Consider the following 16,690-nt stretch of genomic DNA (forward strand, 5'->3'; position numbering starts at 1 on the left):
CGTAGCCATGGCGGACGCTTCCGACACGATCGATGCCTTCCATCGCGGCCGCTTCCACATCGTCCAGCCGAAGGGCAGGGGGCACCGTTCGGGCATGGATGCCATGCTGCTTGCGGCACTCGTTGCCGATGACCGTGCTATCAAGGTTGCCGATCTTGGCGCCGGTGCCGGTGCAGCCGGACTGGCCGTGGTCTCCCGGCTACAGAAGGCGCAGGCCGTGCTTTTCGAACGCTCCGCGGAGATGGCCGATTATGCCCGCCGCAGCATTGCCTTGCCGGAAAATGCCCATGTGGCGGGCCGCGTTACGGTCGTGGAGGCGGATGTGACGCTCACGGCAAAGGCCCGCAACGACGCGGGCCTTGCCGACGAGGTCTTCCATCATGTCATCATGAACCCGCCTTTCAACGACGCCGCTGACCGGCGAACGCCGGATGCGCTGAAGGCTGAAGCCCATGCAATGACCGATGGTCTTTTCGACAGGTGGATTCGTACCGCCGGCGCGATCATGGTCCCCGGCGGACAATTGTCGCTGATTGCGCGGCCCGAATCGATCGCCGACATCATCACCGGTTGCGGCAGGCGCTTCGGCGGCATCGAGATAACTGCCATCCATCCGCGCAAAGGCGAGAATGCCGTCCGCATCCTGGTGACGGCGATCAAGGGGTCGCGGGCGCGGATTTCATTGCGCGCACCCCTTATCATGCACGAAGACGGAACGCATAAATTCTCCCCCTTCGTCGATGATCTGAACAATGGCCGCGCGGCCTATTCGAGGCTTAGCCGGTCACGAAATCGATAAGCAGCTTGATATTCAATCCGGCGATCACGATTGCGATCACATAGGCAACGGTGCTCAGCCAGCGCGGTGCGACGAGCTCGCCCATCTTCGCCTTGCTGGCGGTGAACATCACCAGCGGGAAGACGGCGAAGGAAAGCTGCAGGCTGAGCACGACCTGAGTCAGGATCAGCAATTGTGCCGTGCCCTGGTTGCCGTACCAGATCGTTACGATCGCTGCCGGCACGATTGCGATGGCGCGTGTGATCAGACGGCGCACCCATGGTTGAAGCCTGATCTTCAGAAAGCCTTCCATGACGATCTGGCCGGCAAGCGTCGCCGTCACGGTCGAATTCAGGCCGCAACAGAGCAGGGCGATGCCGAAAAGCGTTGGTGCGATTGCAAGCCCGAGCAGCGGTGACAGCAGTGAGTGTGCCTCGCCGAGTTCGACGACGTCGGTGCGTCCGTTGGCGTTGAATGCGGCTGCGGCCAGGATCAGGATCGAGGCGTTGATCAGCAGCGCAAAGCAGAGCGCAAAGGTCGAGTCGAGCGTCGCATAGGCCAGCGCTTCCCGCTTTTCCGGTACTGTGTGGCCAAAGGCGCGGGTCTGGACGATGCCGGAATGCAGATAGAGATTATGTGGCATGACGGTCGCTCCGAGGATGCCGAGCGCCAGATAGAGCATTTCCGGGTTGCTGACGATTTCCGTTGTCGGGAAGAAGCCGGTGATGACGGCGCCCCACTGCGGGTCGGCAAGGAAGATCTGTATGCCGAAGCACAACGCAATGACGCCGAGCAACGTGATGATGAACGCTTCGATCCAGCGGAAGCCGAGCTTTTGCAGATACAAGATGAGGAAAACGTCGAGCGCCGTAATCAGCACGCCGAGTTCCAGCGGAACGCCGAAGACCAGGTTGAGGCCGATTGCCGTGCCGATCACCTCGGCAATATCCGTCGCGATGATGGCGATTTCCGCAAAGGCCCAGAGCGGTACGGAGACGAATTTCGGGAAGGCGTCCCGGCAGGCCTGCGCCAGATCGCGGCCAGAAGCAATGGCAAGCCGGGCGCAAAGCGATTGCAGCACGATCGCCATGAGGTTGGAAAGCAGCGCCACGGTCAACAGCGCGTAGCCGAATTTCGAGCCGCCGGCGAGCGAGGTCGCCCAGTTTCCGGGATCCATATAGCCGACCGCGACCATGTAGCCAGGGCCGGCAAAGGCGGCAATCCGCCGGAGTTTCGACCCAGGGCGGCCCGTGCCGATCGTGCGATAAACGTCTGAAAGCGAGGCTTCCTGGCGATCGTGTCGCCAGCCGCTTTTTGGAGTACGATTTAAGACATCCATATCATTACCGCTTTTGGGACCAATGCCCGCACTATGCCCGATCAGAATGATAATGCAAGTCATTCGCAAAAGGAAAAATCGGATGCATGTTGGAAAGGTGGCCATTGCGTTTGCTGCTCCATTGCATACATGGATTGCGTTGCCGAGAGCGAGAAGGATTTGAAATGGCCGGATTTTTGAGAAAACTGGTACCGAAGCGCTTCCGAAAGGAAGGGGTGATCATCCCGGTCGTCAGGCTTCAGGGCGCGATCATGAGCGGCGGCGGTCAGTTCCGCCCGATACTCAATCTCGCCAATGTCGCACCGGTGCTGGAAAAGGCCTTCTCTGACAAGGAAGCTCCCGCTGTCGCCATTGTCGTCAATTCGCCGGGCGGTTCGCCCGTTCAGTCGCGGCTCATCTTCACGCGAATCCGCGAGCTTGCCCGTGAGAAGCAGAAGAAAGTGCTGGTCTTCGTCGAGGATGTGGCGGCCTCCGGCGGCTACATGATCGCGCTTGCCGGCGATGAAATCATTGCCGACCCGACGTCTATCGTCGGTTCGATCGGAGTCGTTTCCGGCGGCTTCGGCTTCCCCGAACTCCTCAAGAAGATCGGCGTCGAGCGTCGCGTCTATACGGCCGGTGAAAACAAGGTCATCCTCGATCCCTTCCAGCCTGAAAAGGAAAAGGACATTGAATATCTGAAGACCCTTCAGCTCGAGATCCACGAGATCTTCATCACCATGGTGCGCGAACGCCGCGCCGGCAGGCTGAAGGATGACGAAACCGTCTTTTCCGGGCTATTCTGGAGCGGCACGCGCGGGCTCGAACTCGGCCTCGTCGACAGCCTTGGCGACATGCGCCAGGAACTGAAAAGGCGCTACGGGCCGAAGACCAGGCTGCAGCTCGTCACCGCTGCGCGCAGCCTCTTCGGCCGGCGAATTCCCGGTGTCTCGCCCGTCTCGATGGATGGTTTTGCATCAGGTCTCGCGACGGGACTTGTCGAAGCGGCGGAAGAAAAGGCATTGTGGAGCCGCTACGGACTGTGAGAGGAGAAGAAAAAGGGAGATGGCGCAGCTTATCACAATCATAATCCTGGTCGGCGCCGCCTGGTGGCTCTACCGCCGCTTCATCTCCGATGCCAAGCGCCTGCAGGAAAAATCCCGCCGCGCCGAGAAGGAGCGCCAGACCGGCGCCGTCGGCACGCTTGTCAAGGATCCGGCGACCGGCGAATACCGCGTGAAGCGGGAGGATGAATGACGGTGACCGCTGAGGAACGCTTTTTCCCGCTTCGATTGCATCGTGTGTGTTCGGCTAAGGCCAGATGTCGACGAGCTCTTGCGAAAGCCTAAAAGCTCGTCTCGGGGTGGCGGCCGTCTTGACGGTCGTCACCGAACTCCTTCCAAAACATGGTCCCATCATAGGTTATGTATTGACCCTTGCCCTCTCCCATGGCACCTGTCCGGCAAAATACGCAACCGGTGGCTTGTCCTTATGTCTGCATCGATCCCCGACCATATGAACCCGAAGCGTTCGTTCCAGGCGCTGATCCTGACCCTTCATAACTACTGGGCGGACAAGGGTTGTGCGGTTCTGCAGCCCTATGACATGGAGGTCGGCGCCGGTACGTTCCATCCGGCCACCACGCTGCGCGCGCTCGGCCCGAAGCCGTGGAAGGCTGCCTATGTCCAGCCGTCGCGCCGTCCGTCGGACGGTCGCTACGGTGAAAACCCGAACCGTCTGCAGCATTATTACCAGTACCAGGTCATCCTGAAGCCGAACCCGCCGAACCTGCAGGAGCTTTACCTCGGCTCGCTGGCGGCGATTGGCCTCGATCCGCTGCTGCACGACATCCGGTTCGTCGAGGACGACTGGGAAAGCCCGACCCTCGGCGCCTGGGGCCTTGGCTGGGAGTGTTGGTGCGACGGCATGGAAGTCTCGCAGTTCACTTACTTTCAGCAGGTCTGCGGCATCGAATGCGCGCCGGTTGCCGGCGAACTGACCTATGGCCTGGAGCGTCTGGCGATGTATGTGCAGGGCGTCGACAACGTCTACGACCTGAACTTCAACGGCCGCGAAGGCGACGAAAAGATCAGCTACGGCGAAGTCTTCCTGCAGGCCGAACAGGAATACTCACGCCACAACTTCGAATTCGCAAATACCGAGATGCTGCATCGCCATTTCATCGATGCGGAGAAGGAGTGCCAGGCGCTCCTCGCCGCCGGTGCGCCGAGCGACAATGCCAATCAGCTGCTGCACAAATGCGTCTTTCCGGCCTATGACCAGTGCATCAAGGCAAGCCACGTCTTCAACCTGTTGGATGCACGCGGGGTGATCTCGGTCACCGAGCGTCAGAGCTATATCCTGCGGGTGCGCACGCTCGCCAAGGCTTGCGGCGAAGCGTTCCTGTTGACGGATGCCGGCGGCATGAATGTCGCCAGGGCCGCCGCCTGAGAATGCTTAGCGGCGGTGGTCGGACCGTACGACGACGCGCCGGGGTGCCGGGCCTGCGCCCTTTCGGAAATCGACGAGAGATGCGATCGCCGCCAGGCTCAATAGAAAGAATGCTGCGCTCATGGTCTGATCATTTCCTCGTCATGAGTTGCGAGTGCACCGTAACCAGCCGGCACAGTTAGCAAGATACAGCCGCCTTCATAGGTGCGGTATCGTGATATTTCGCTAGTCGTTGACGGGAATCGCGGCCTGGAAATGCGGGATGACAATCCAGCGCAAGCCGCATAGTCTCCGTCCAAACTTTGCGTCGTTGCGGGGGATTCGCGATGTATATCCTTCTCGGTGTGATCGTTCTGATCGCGCTTTATCTTGTCTTTATCTATAACGGTCTCGTCCGCGCCCGACAGATGGCCGAAGAGGCCTGGTCCGGCATCGACGTGCAGCTGAAGCGTCGCGCCGATCTGATCCCAAACCTCATCGAGACCGTCAAGGGCTACGCCACTCACGAAAAGAGCACGTTGGAAGAGGTCGTGGAGCTGCGCAACAAGGCGCAGGCGGTGCCTTCCGGCGATGTTGCGGGCAGGGCGCAGGCGGAGGGCCTTCTTGGCCAGGCGCTCGGCCGTGTGCTGGCGCTGGCCGAAGCCTATCCGGACCTGAAGGCGAACGAGAACTTCTCAGAGCTTCAGGCCTCGCTCGAAACGATGGAGAGTGAAATCCAGATGGCGCGCCGGTACTACAACGGCGCTGCCCGTGATCTCAACGTCAAGGTGGAAAGCTTCCCCTCCAATCTGGTCGCTGGGCAGTTCGGCTTCCAGAAGCGGGAATATTTCGAGATCACCAACGAGGCCGACCGCGCCGTCCCGGCCGTCAAATTCTGACATGGGCGTTTGCCTTTGCGCAAAAGCTGCTATGAGCAGGGCCGGTCAGTGGCCGCAGGGCGGCCAGCGCAATGGACGGAACAGACAAGCGTCATGAGCAAGGACAAGAAACTCACCATCATTCCCGCTAAGGCTCCGCTCGTGGGGCGCGCCGTGCCGCCGGGCTCGAAGTCGATCACCAACCGCGCACTCCTCCTGGCTGGCCTTGCCAAGGGGGTCAGCCGCCTGACCGGCGCGCTGAAGAGCGACGACACGCTCTACATGGCCGAAGCGCTTCGCGCTATGGGCGTCGTCATCGACGAACCGGACGATACAAGCTTCGTCGTCACCGGAAGCGGCAAGCTGCTGCCGCCGAAAGCGCCGCTCTTCCTCGGCAATGCCGGCACCGCAACACGGTTTCTGACTGCCGCTGCCGCACTCGTTGATGGCACCGTCGTCGTCGACGGCGATCAGCACATGCGCAAGCGCCCGATCGGTCCGCTCGTTGATGCGTTGCGCTCTCTCGGAATCGATGCGACGGCCCAGACCGGCTGCCCGCCTGTAACCGTGAAGGGCGCGGGCCGCTTCGAAGCGAGCCGTATCGGCATCGATGGCGGTCTCTCCAGCCAGTATGTGTCCGCGCTGCTGATGATGGCGGCCGGAGGCGACCGCCCGGTGGATATTGAACTCCTCGGCCAGGACATCGGTGCCCTCGGCTACATCGATCTCACGACCGCGGCGATGCAAGCCTTCGGCGCCAAGGTTAATAAGACGAGCGCGCTCACCTGGCGCGTCGAGCCGACCGGCTACACGGCAGCCGATTTCGTCATCGAGCCTGATGCATCGGCGGCAACTTACCTCTGGGCGGCCGAAGTCCTCACCGGTGGCTCCATCGATCTCGGCGTGCCCAACGGCGCGTTCACGCAGCCGGATGCGCGCGCCTACGACATCATCGCCAAGTTCCCGCACCTGCCGGCTGAAATCGACGGTTCGCAGATGCAGGACGCGGTTCCGACGCTCGCAGTCCTTGCCGCTTTCAACGAAACGCCCGTCCATTTCGTCGGCATTGCCAATCTGCGCGTCAAGGAATGCGATCGCATCCGCGCGCTGTCGACCGGCCTGACGCAGATTCGCCCGGATCTGGCACGCGAGGAAGGCGACGATCTCATCGTCCAGTCCGATCCGTCGCTTGCCGGAAAACGTCTGCCTGCCGAGATTGACACTTTCGCCGACCACCGCATCGCCATGAGCTTCGCGCTCGCCGGACTGAAGATAGACGGCATCACGATCCTCGATCCGGATTGCGTCGGCAAGACGTTCCCTGCCTACTGGCGGACGCTGGCAGGACTGGGCGTCGAATATGGGAACGAGGGCTGACATTATCTGAGGCGGCAGCGCGCCGCCGGCGGGGAGAGGTATATGATCCGGCGGCTTTTCGGCCTTTGCGTCATTCTGTTTATGGCGCTTGCAGCATATGCGGCAAGTGCTGCGGAGGTGATCAACTCCTTCGCATCGGATATAAGGCTCGAAAAGAGCGGCGCCATGACGGTGACGGAGACAATCACCGTCAATGCCGAGGGCAACCGGATCCGGCGAGGCATCTTCCGCGATTTTCCGCTGACTTTCGTCGATGAAGGGGGTCGCCGCCGCAGCGTCGACTTCGACGTTATATCGGTCAGACGCGACGGCAAGGACGAGCCTTGGAAGACGGAATCCGTCTCGGGCGGCATCCGTATCTATGCTGGGTCAGAAGACGTCATGCTTGCGCCGGGCCGCCATGAATATGCCTTCACCTACACCACCGATCGCCAGATCCGCTATTTCGCCGATTACGACGAACTCTATTGGAATGTGACCGGTAACGGCTGGATCTTCCCGATCATGGCCGCGACCGCGACGGTGAACCTGCCAGATGGCGTCACCGCAACCGATACGAATGTGTTCACCGGTGCGCTTGGCGCAAAGGACAAGAATGCCCGCGTGTCAGGCAGCAATGCCCGGCCGGTCTTCTCGACGACCATACCGCTCGATGCCAACGAAGGTCTGACGATTGCCGTCAAGCTTGCCAAAGGCGCGATCGATCCGCCGAGCAGATCGGATCAGAACATCTGGTGGCTGAAGGACAACCGCGACTATTTCATCGGTTTCGGCGGCCTCCTGCTTGTGTTCCTCTACTACACCCGCTCCTGGCTCAAGGTCGGGCGAGACCCTTCCCGCGGCGTCCTCGTGCCGCGCTGGGATCCTCCCGACGGCATCTCTCCAGCGCTCGTCAACTATATCGACAACAAGGGCATTTCAGGCGGGGGCTGGACGGCGCTTTCGGCAACGGCGCTGGACCTGGCGGTTCGCGGCTATGTCGTTCTTGAAGACCTCAAGCAATCGATCATCGTCAGGCGAACGGAAAAGCCGGTGGGTAAGGAGAAGCTGGAAGCCGCCGAAACCAGCCTCCTGAGCGCCGTCGGCAACAAGGGATCGCTGACGATCGACAAGGCAAACGGCGAACGCGTGAAGTCGGTCGGACAAAGCTTTCGGTCGGCGATCGAGCGGGAACATCGCGGCAAATACTACAATTCCAATAGCGGCTATACGGCTGGTGGCATCGCGCTCAGCGCTGCCGCACTTGTCGCGCTCTTCGTTTTCGGCACGCTGGAAACCGATGCGATCGTCCTGATGATCATTCCGATCGTCGTTTCTGTCTTCGTCGCCGTCTTCGTGGCCGGCTTTGCACGGTCCTTCCGCCCCGGCCAGTCCCTTGGAGGCAAGATCGCCGCCGTGATCGCGATCGCCGTCATCGTTTTTGTCGGCTTCAGCATCATTTCATCGCTGGCTCTGGCACTTTTCTCCACGCTTTTGGAATTCCACGAGACGCCGATGCTCTTTGCCGTCGGCGGCATCGTGCTGCTCAACCTGCTCTATGTTTTCATCATGGGTGCGCCAACGCCGCTTGGCTCGAAGATCATGGATGGCATCGACGGCCTTCGTCAGTATCTGACGCTTGCCGAGAAGGACCGGATGAACATGGCCGGTGCGCCGGAAATGTCGCCCCAACATTTCGAGAAGCTGCTGCCCTATGCGGTTGCGCTTGGTGTCGAGAAGCCCTGGACGCGCACCTTCGAAACCTGGCTTGCGGCGGCCTCTGCCTCGGCGGCTGCGGCTTATGCACCGTCCTGGTATTCCGGCAACTTCAAAAGCGGCAGCTTTTCCGATCGCATCGGCGGCTTCTCGTCGTCGATGGCGTCCACCATTGCCTCGACCATTCCCTCGCCCCCGCCCTCAAGTTCGTCTTCCGGTTTTTCCGGCGGCGGAGGTTCTTCGGGCGGTGGCGGTGGCGGCGGCGGCGGTGGCGGCTGGTGAGCTTTCCCGCTTGACCTTTGGCTTCACGCCCCTTAACCGCCAGACAGAAAACGGAAAGGATCAGGCATGAAGGTTCTGTTGATCGGCTCGGGCGGACGCGAGCATGCGCTTGCCTGGAAGCTGGCAAAATCGCCGCTGATGACCGAATTCTATGCCGCGCCGGGCAATCCGGGCATTGCGGAGCATGCAAGGCTCGTCAGCCTGAACGTTGAAGATCACGAGGCAGTCGCGGCCTTCTGCGTGCAAAAGGCCATCGATTTTGTCGTTGTCGGTCCCGAGGCGCCTCTGGTCGCCGGCCTTGCCGACCGCCTGCGAGCCGATGGGCTGAAGGTCTTCGGTCCGTCCGCTGCAGCAGCCCAGCTCGAAGGTTCCAAGGGTTTTACCAAGGATATCTGCGCCCGCTACAACATCCCGACCGGCGCCTACCAGCGCTTCAACAACGCCCCGAAGGCAAAGGCCTATATCCGCGAACAAGGCGCCCCCATCGTCGTCAAGGCGGATGGCCTTGCCGCCGGCAAGGGCGTGACGGTGGCGATGAGCGTGGGGGAGGCGCTTGGCGCAGTCGACGATTGCTTCGAGGGTGCGTTCGGCGCAGCCGGCGCCGAGGTCGTCATCGAGGCTTATCTCGATGGCGAAGAGGCAAGCTTCTTCTGCCTCTGCGACGGCAAGAACGCCCTGCCGCTGGCGACCGCACAGGATCACAAGCGTGTCGGCGAGGGTGATACCGGCGTCAATACCGGCGGCATGGGCGCCTATTCGCCGGCTCCGGTAATGACGCCCGAGATGATCGAGCGGACGATGAAGGAAATTATCGAGCCGACGATCTGCGGCATGGCCGAAAGCGGCTATCCTTTCTGCGGTGTTTTCTTCGCCGGCTTGATGATTACGGCAAAGGGCCCCGAACTCATTGAATACAATGTGCGCTTCGGCGATCCCGAATGCCAGGTACTGATGATGCGCCTGAAGAGCGATCTGCTGCCGCTTCTGCTGGCAGCGGCCGAAGGCACGCTCGACAAGGCCACAGCCGAATGGAGCGACGATCCGGCGCTGACCGTCGTGATGGCCTCCAAGGGTTATCCGGGCCCTTATGAGAAGAACACGCCGATCCTCTCGCTGCCGGAGGCAGGCGAGGGCGCGAAAGTGTTCCATGCTGGCACGTCTTTGAAGGACGGCGAGCTGGTCGCGACCGGCGGCCGAGTGCTGAACGTGACCGCCACCGGCAGAACAGTCGGCGAGGCTCAAAGCCGCGCCTATGCGCTGCTGGACAAGGTGGAATGGGAAAATGGTTTCTGCCGCCGCGATATCGGCTGGCGGGCGATCGAGCGCGAAAAAGCTTGAGCCTGGCCCGAAATCGGGTCAGATCCGTAAATTTCTAACCATTCCCCTGACGGGATGGAAATAAAGGCTCGCTATCTTGTTCCCATAGAGGTCGGAGCAGGTTCCATGCGTCAATTCATTCTCGGTGCGTCAATTCTTCTGGCATCTGGTTCGGCGATGGCCTCCTCGATCGAGGTGATCGGCTCGTCGCGCGCCGGCGGCGGCAGCATTGTGACCGAGACCTGCACGACCTGCCCACCGTTGCAATCGACCGAGCGCAAGAAGGACTACACGGTGCCGGCTTTGCCGCCCGGCGCCATCCAGGCCAGCGCGCTGCGTAATGTGGCCGGTGAGCAGAAGCTCTACCGCACCGAAGGCTGGATGGGCGGATCGCCCGTGGTTTTCGTGACCAAGGCGACCCCCGAAGTCCTGGCCGACTTCAAGGTGACGGTCCCCGACGAAGGCATCGACCCGACGGCGACGACCTCCCTCATCGGCGGTGATGCCAAGCCAGTTGTTGCAGGCATGTCCGCCCCTGCGGAACAAACGGTGCCGCTCGACGTTTCCGACTTTGAGCTTAGAATGTGATTTTTAGTTCCCTGCCCCTGACCCGGCCAAAGTTTTGGTCGTACGGGGTCCGCCGCATGGCGGATTGAATGCGCTCCTGAAGAGAAGCAGGAGCGCATTCTTTATTTTTTTATTTGGCTTTGAGCTACTCCATAGATGGATTACGGCGGCCGCAATGGGCGACGGCCGGCGAAACGCTTATGCGAATTTCGGATTAGGCAAGGCTTAAAACGCAATCGTCGGCAAGATCGCAGAAAGCGATTTTGAGCAAGACACGGGCGAGGTGGATCCCACCCGGGCCGGCGTGCGGCTCGAAAAATGGTTGGCAAAGGTGGTGAAGGCGCTGGCCCCAAGCACGTGCCTTCGGATCAGAGGGGCGTCGCGAGGCTTTCCTCAAGCCGGTCGATCTCCCGGTCCGAGAAGACCTGGATTCCCGCGCGCTTCAGCAGGGCAGCTGTAACACCATTGCCGTGGCGCCGCGCTCTTCTGAAAGATCCATCATAGATGAAACCAGAACCGCAGGAGGGGCTGCCGTCGATGAGCAGCGCGTGGGTGCAGCCCGTCTCCTGAGCCAGCCTGAGCGCATTCTGCGCTGCCTTTCGGAATGCAGCCGTCACATCGCCTCCGGTGATCTCCAACACCCGTGCAGTTGCCGACAGGACGTCCTCGCCGCTCGCGCCGCGCTCGATTTCCGCCGGCGGCCGCGGCACCGGCATGCCTGCCGAGATCTCCGGACAGATCGTCACGAGCCTTCCCTCTGCCCGCCACCGCTCGAGCGCCGGATGCGCGAGCGGCTTCGCCCGGGCGTCATAACGGACGGCATGGCCCATGAGGCAGGCGCTGACGAGGATTTTGTAGGTCATGATTGTCTGATAGCGCGAGTTCTGGTGAATGACCAGTGCGGTGCGCTTTCCTCCACCTCCTGCCTGTACCTGTCAGAGGGATCAATCAGCGCCATGTCCACCGGGCGGGGACCTGGAACCATTCATTCGGCGCAATGCGTCCCTGTCACAAGGACAGGAACGAGGCGAAGAGGTTGGCGCCAGGCCGCTGCCAGTCGGAAACCGTTACCCTGCGATCTTCGAAAAGTCCGCAACCGTGCCCGTAGCCTCGCGGATCAGCCGCAGCAGGGCCAGGCGGTTGGCGCGAATTGCCGCGTCCTCGTCATTGACGAGCACGTCGTCGAAGAAGCGGTCGACCGGGGTGCGGAGCTTCGAAAGCGCCTCCATCGCCGAGCGGAAGTCTTCCCTGGCGATTGCGGCGGAAGCCTCGGCCGAGGCTTTGGCGATGGCGGCAAAAAGCTCCCTTTCGGCATCGAGCCGGAAGAGTTTTTCCGAAACGCCGTCGGCGATGACGGTGCCCTTCTTCTCCTCGGCGGCCAGAATCTGCGTGGCGCGCTTGGTGCCGACCAACAGGTTCTTGCCGTCTTCCGAGGTAATGAAAGCCGTCAGCGCCTCGACACGGCGGGCGATCATGACGAGGTCGTCGGCCTCGGGTGTGACGACGGCATCGATCAGGTCGTAGCGCGCACCCTGGTCGCGGAGATAGACCTTGAGGCGGTCGTGGAAGAAGGCAAGGAGGTTGATTGCCAGTTCATATTCTTCTTCGATTGTCTTTGGATGGCCTTCAGCAAGATAATTCTTGCAATATTTGATTGCTGCGCGCTGTTCTTGCACGAGCCTCTCGTGGTCGAACCTTTCGTTGTCCTCGAGGATTTTAAGCTCGAAGAGTCTGATCGAAGCTTCGTGGCTAGCGATCGCCACAGCCCATTCGCTCCGAAATGCAGAGCGAAACAGCGGGATGAGAGGTGCTCTGATTTCCCGTTCCAACAGCAGCCGTATCGATCCCAGCGCTGCTCTTCTCAGCGCGAACGGATCCTTTGAACCGGTAGGCCTTTCGTTTATTCGCCAAAACCACACAAGTGTATCGATCTTGTCAGCAAGCGCTATGGTTATGGCAACGTTGTCGGTAGGCACTCGGTCGGTAGGACCTTGAGGCTTATAATGGTCCTCCAGTGCCGCCGCCACTGGTTCATCTTCACCTTGCAGCAGCGCATATTTCTTTCCCATTGCACCTTGCAGTTCGGGGAATTCGCCCACCACCTCAGTTCGAAGGTCCGCCTTTGCCAAGGCTGCGGCTCGGCTAACCTTCAGAGGGTCTGCATCGACGATTTTACCGATTTCGCCGGCCAGGGTGCGAATGCGTGTTACTCGCTCGCCCTGCGTTCCAATCTTCGCGTGGAACGTCACATGCAGCGCATCGAGCTTCGCCATCCGCTGATCGAGCGGTTTCCTCAGATCAAGCCCGAATTTCTTCGCCGACGCTTCCAGGGTTTCGAGGTCGGGCAAGTTCCCCTGGTCGCGCTTCCAGAAATGCAGCGCGTCGGAAAGGCGGGCGCGGACGACCTTGCCATTGCCGTGGACGATTTCCTTGCCGCCGTCGTTGGCCTCAATGTTGGAGACGAGGATGAACTGGTTCGAAAGCGTCTCTTCGCCCTGTTTACGCGTTACGAAACATTTCTGGTTCGTCTTGATCGTCAGCCTGATGATTTCGGAGGGGATTGAGAGGTAGTCCTCCTCGAAGCTGCCCATCAGCACTTGCGGCCATTCGACGAGCCCGGAGACTTCCTCCAGCAGACCTTCGTCCTCGACCAGTTCCAGTCCGCCCGCAAAGGCGATGTCGCGGGCGTCATGCAGGATGATGTTCTTGCGCCGCTCGGCATCGAGGATGACCTTCGCTTTTTCGAGGCTCGCGGCATAGTCGTCGAAACGCTTGACGGCGATGGCGCCTGGCGCATGGAAGCGGTGGCCGTAGGTCACGTTGGAGGCGACGATGCCGTCGATCTCGAAGGGGATGACGGATGTTTCTTCATGCTCGGTGCCGAAAGTGCAGACGATCGATTGCAGCGGGCGCACCCAGCGCAGCGAGCCAGGTTTGGAGGAGGCCTTTCCCCAGCGCATGGATTTCGGCCAGGGGAAATCGCGGATGATGCCGGGCATCACGTCGCCGATGATTTCTTCGGCAGCGCGCCCGGGCTTGGAAATCACGGCAATGTAGAAATCGCCCTTTTTCGGGTCGCTGCTTACCTGCGCCTCGGAAACCGAGGAAAGGCCGGAGCCGCGCAAAAAGCCCTCGATCGCCTTTTCGTTGGCATCGGTGCGCGGGCCCTTGCGCTCTTCGCGCACATCGGCGGACCGCCCGGTCAGTCCGCGGATATCAAGTGTTAGGCGGCGCGGCGTCCAGTATTCGCGGGCGCCCTCATAGGAAAGTCCTGCCTCCACCAGCGCATCGGTGACGAGCTTCTTCAGGTCGCCGGCAGCCTTGCGCTGCATGCGGGCCGGAATTTCCTCGGATCGAAGTTCTATAAGCAGATCGGGCATGTCACTTTTCCTTGCCTCCTTAAGGGAGGACGGTCCAAAACGGTCGCCTCTGCTACCAAAGAATGCCGCATCTGCACAACCGCAAAAACGGGAAATGCGGACGCGCGAGCCACGCGAGGAGGCAATCACCCTTGCGGTGGCAACGCGCCGCGCATCCACCTCGCGGCTGCGCTTTGCCGTCCCTTCTTTCCGGCGGGGAAAGGTCGGCCCGAAGGACCGGATCGAGCACGAACCCTCAATGATGCGCGTCAGTCTGCTGTGGAAAGCTCTGCGGGGCATTGCCTTGCCGCTTTTCGCCGCTATGGTCCCGCTACCTTCGTCAATTCAGGGAATCCCATGGCCGCAGACCTCCGCTCGCTTGCCGCAGTCATCGCCTCCGAAATCAATGCCCGGCCGGACCAGGCCAAAGCTGCGATCGAGCTGCTCGACGAGGGCGCGACCGTTCCCTTCATCGCACGCTACCGCAAGGAAGTGACGGGCGGCCTGGACGATACGCAACTGCGCAATCTGGCCGAACGCCTCGTCTATCTGCGCGAACTGGAAGCCCGCCGCGACACGATCGTCGAATCGATCGCCGGTCAGGGCAAGATGACCGACGAATTGATGGAGAAGATCGCCCGCGCCGCCACGAAGGCGGAGCTCGAAGATCTCTACCTGCCCTACAAGCCGAAGCGCCGTACCCGTGCCGAGATCGCCCGCGAGCGCGGCCTTGGACCGCTGGCCGAGGCGATTCTCGCCGATCGCTCGAAGGGACCGGCGGTGCTGGCGGAGAGCTATATCACTGCCGATGTGCCGGATGCGAAGACGGCACTCGAAGGCGCACGCGATATCATCGCCGAAGGCATTGCGGAAAATGCCGATTTGCTTGGCAAGCTGCGTGCCCATATGCGCAGCGCCGCGTTTTTGAAGGCCAAGGTCGTGGATGGCAAGCAGGCGGCCGGCGAGAAGTTCGCCGACTATTTTGACCATTCGGAGCGCTGGGCGACCGCACCCGGCCATCGCGCACTCGCCATGCTGCGCGGCTGGAACGAGGAAATGCTGACGCTGACGATCGAGGCTGACGCCGAGACCGCCTCTCCCAACAAACCTGTCGAGCGGATGATCGCTGCTGCCTATGAAATCGGCGCGAGCCGCCCCGGCGACCGCTGGCTGATGGATGTCGCAAGCTGGACCTGGCGCGTCAAACTTTCCATGTCGCTGTCTCTCGACCTGATGCGCGAACTGCGTGAACGCGCCGAAGAGGAGGCGATCCATGTCTTTGCGCGAAACCTGAAGGATCTGCTGCTGGCGGCGCCGGCCGGATCGCGCGCCACGATGGGCCTCGATCCGGGTATTCGCACTGGCGTCAAGGTCGCTGTGGTCGACGGTACCGGCAAGGTCGTTGCGACCTCCACGGTCTATCCCTTCCAGCCGCGCAACGACGTGCGTGGCTCTCAGGCAGAACTCACCGCCCTGATCCTCAAGCACAATGTCGAACTGATCTCGATCGGTAACGGTACGGGAAGCCGCGAAACGGAAAAACTGGTAGCCGAAATGCTGGCCGGTCTTGCGGGTGCAAAGCCCACCAAGGTCATCGTTTCGGAAGCCGGCGCGTCGGTCTATTCCGCCTCCGCGACCGCCGCGGCTGAGTTTCCGGATCTCGACGTGTCGCTGCGTGGCGCCGTTTCCATCGCCCGCCGCCTGCAGGATCCGCTGGCCGAGCTTGTCAAGATCGAGCCGAAATCGATCGGCGTCGGCCAGTACCAGCATGACGTCGACCAACAGAAGCTGTCGCGCTCGCTTGACGCAGTCGTCGAAGACGCGGTGAATGCCGTCGGCGTCGATCTCAACACGGCTTCGGCACCGCTGCTGTCACGCGTTTCCGGACTCGGCCCGTCGATTGCCGAAGCCATCGTCGTCCACCGCGACCAGAACGGTCCGTTTGAAAGCCGCCGCGACCTGCTCAAGGTTGCGCGTCTGGGAAACCGCACCTTCGAGCAGGCGGCTGGCTTCCTGCGCATCCCGAACGGCAAGGAGCCTCTCGATGCATCATCGGTTCACCCGGAAGCCTATGGCGTAGCAAAGAAGATCGTTGCCGCCTGCGGCCGCGACCTGCGGTCGCTGATGGGCGACAGTGCGGCGCTGAAATCGATCGATCCGCGCCAGTTCATCGACGAGAAATTCGGCCTGCCGACGGTCAAGGATATCCTCGCCGAACTGGAAAAGCCCGGCCGCGATCCGCGCCCGAGCTTCAAGACGGCAACCTTCGCCGAAGGCGTCAACGAAATCGCCGATCTCAAGCCCGGCATGGTGCTGGAAGGCACGGTGACCAACGTTGCGGCCTTCGGCGCCTTCGTCGATATCGGCGTGCACCAGGACGGCCTTGTGCATGTCTCGCAGCTTGCCGACCGCTTCGTCAAAGATCCTCACGAAGTTGTGAAGGCCGGCGATGTCGTCAAGGTGCGGGTCGTCGAGGTCGATGCAAAACGCAAGCGCATCGGTCTTTCAATGCGCAAGGACGATGGCTCCTCGGCTGCAGCCCCACGCGGCGAGTACCGTGGAAATCAGGGCGCGCGGCCGCAAAACGACCGGCGTCCGGCTGTCCCGAAACAGGAAAACCAGGGCGCCTTCGGTGCTGCTCTTGCAGAGGCCATGAAGCGAAAATAACGGCTTAACGGCAGGCATTGCA

General features: G+C 61.3%; 13 protein-coding genes. 10 read left to right on the forward strand and 3 right to left on the reverse strand.

The features are described 5' to 3' along the window. Positions 1–7: 7 nt before the first annotated feature. Positions 8–799: a tRNA1(Val) (adenine(37)-N6)-methyltransferase gene (locus AM571_RS04700; protein WP_074060409.1), complete on the forward strand. Its 792-nt coding sequence runs from the start codon at positions 8–10 to the stop codon at positions 797–799. Here AM571_RS04700 and AM571_RS04705 read toward each other — a convergent pair. After that, positions 777–2,117, reverse strand: coding sequence for an Nramp family divalent metal transporter (locus tag AM571_RS04705; protein ID WP_074063067.1), 1,341 nt, complete (start codon positions 2,115–2,117; stop codon positions 777–779). The genes AM571_RS04700 and AM571_RS04705 overlap by 23 nt on opposite strands. A 164-nt stretch (positions 2,118–2,281) precedes the next feature. On the opposite strand from AM571_RS04705, the gene AM571_RS04710 reads away from it, so the two are divergent. The 8 genes from AM571_RS04710 to AM571_RS04745 all read left to right on the forward strand — a co-directional run bounded on the left by AM571_RS04710 (position 2,282) and on the right by AM571_RS04745 (position 10,663). Further along, positions 2,282–3,142: a S49 family peptidase gene (locus AM571_RS04710; protein WP_074060410.1), complete on the forward strand. Its 861-nt coding sequence runs from the start codon at positions 2,282–2,284 to the stop codon at positions 3,140–3,142. 19 nt (positions 3,143–3,161) lie between these two features. Beyond that, entirely contained in the window at positions 3,162–3,353 is a 192-nt protein-coding gene (locus tag AM571_RS04715) for a membrane protein (RefSeq protein ID WP_027507774.1), read from the forward strand. A 234-nt stretch (positions 3,354–3,587) separates the two neighbouring features. After that, entirely contained in the window at positions 3,588–4,547 is a 960-nt protein-coding gene (locus AM571_RS04720) for a glycine--tRNA ligase subunit alpha (RefSeq protein ID WP_074060411.1), read from the forward strand. 326 nt (positions 4,548–4,873) lie between these two features. Beyond that, on the forward strand, positions 4,874–5,425 hold the full coding sequence (locus AM571_RS04725) for a LemA family protein (protein WP_074060412.1): 552 nt from the start codon (positions 4,874–4,876) through the stop codon (positions 5,423–5,425). Positions 5,426–5,518: 93 nt separating this feature from the next. Next, the gene (gene aroA, locus AM571_RS04730) at positions 5,519–6,781 is read left to right on the forward strand and encodes a 3-phosphoshikimate 1-carboxyvinyltransferase (protein WP_074060413.1); all 1,263 of its coding nucleotides are present in this window, start codon (positions 5,519–5,521) and stop codon (positions 6,779–6,781) included. A 42-nt stretch (positions 6,782–6,823) separates the two neighbouring features. Then, positions 6,824–8,758, forward strand: coding sequence for a DUF2207 domain-containing protein (locus AM571_RS04735; RefSeq protein ID WP_074060414.1), 1,935 nt, complete (start codon positions 6,824–6,826; stop codon positions 8,756–8,758). 66 nt (positions 8,759–8,824) lie between these two features. Then, positions 8,825–10,096, forward strand: coding sequence for a phosphoribosylamine--glycine ligase (gene purD / locus AM571_RS04740; protein WP_074060415.1), 1,272 nt, complete (start codon positions 8,825–8,827; stop codon positions 10,094–10,096). 105 nt (positions 10,097–10,201) lie between these two features. Next, positions 10,202–10,663 (forward strand): plant virulence effector HPE1-like domain-containing protein, encoded by a 462-nt coding sequence (locus tag AM571_RS04745; RefSeq protein ID WP_074060416.1) that lies wholly within the window; start codon positions 10,202–10,204, stop codon positions 10,661–10,663. 347 nt (positions 10,664–11,010) lie between these two features. Here the strand turns inward: AM571_RS04745 and AM571_RS04750 are convergent, their stop codons facing one another. Together AM571_RS04750 and glyS are read right to left on the reverse strand one after the other, a co-directional pair. Further along, complete coding sequence (locus tag AM571_RS04750) at positions 11,011–11,505, reverse strand: DUF523 domain-containing protein (protein WP_074060417.1); 495 nt, start codon at positions 11,503–11,505, stop codon at positions 11,011–11,013. Positions 11,506–11,709: 204 nt separating this feature from the next. Next, positions 11,710–14,022: a glycine--tRNA ligase subunit beta gene (gene glyS, locus AM571_RS04755; RefSeq protein ID WP_074060418.1), complete on the reverse strand. Its 2,313-nt coding sequence runs from the start codon at positions 14,020–14,022 to the stop codon at positions 11,710–11,712. A gap of 336 nt (positions 14,023–14,358) precedes the next feature. Here glyS and AM571_RS04760 point away from each other — a divergent pair, with 336 nt between their 5' ends. Beyond that, positions 14,359–16,668, forward strand: coding sequence for a Tex family protein (locus tag AM571_RS04760; protein ID WP_074060419.1), 2,310 nt, complete (start codon positions 14,359–14,361; stop codon positions 16,666–16,668). The last annotated feature ends 22 nt before the right edge of the window (positions 16,669–16,690 follow it).

This window comes from Rhizobium etli 8C-3 (genome assembly GCF_001908375.1).
Taxonomy (GTDB): Bacteria; Pseudomonadota; Alphaproteobacteria; order Rhizobiales; family Rhizobiaceae; genus Rhizobium; species Rhizobium etli_B.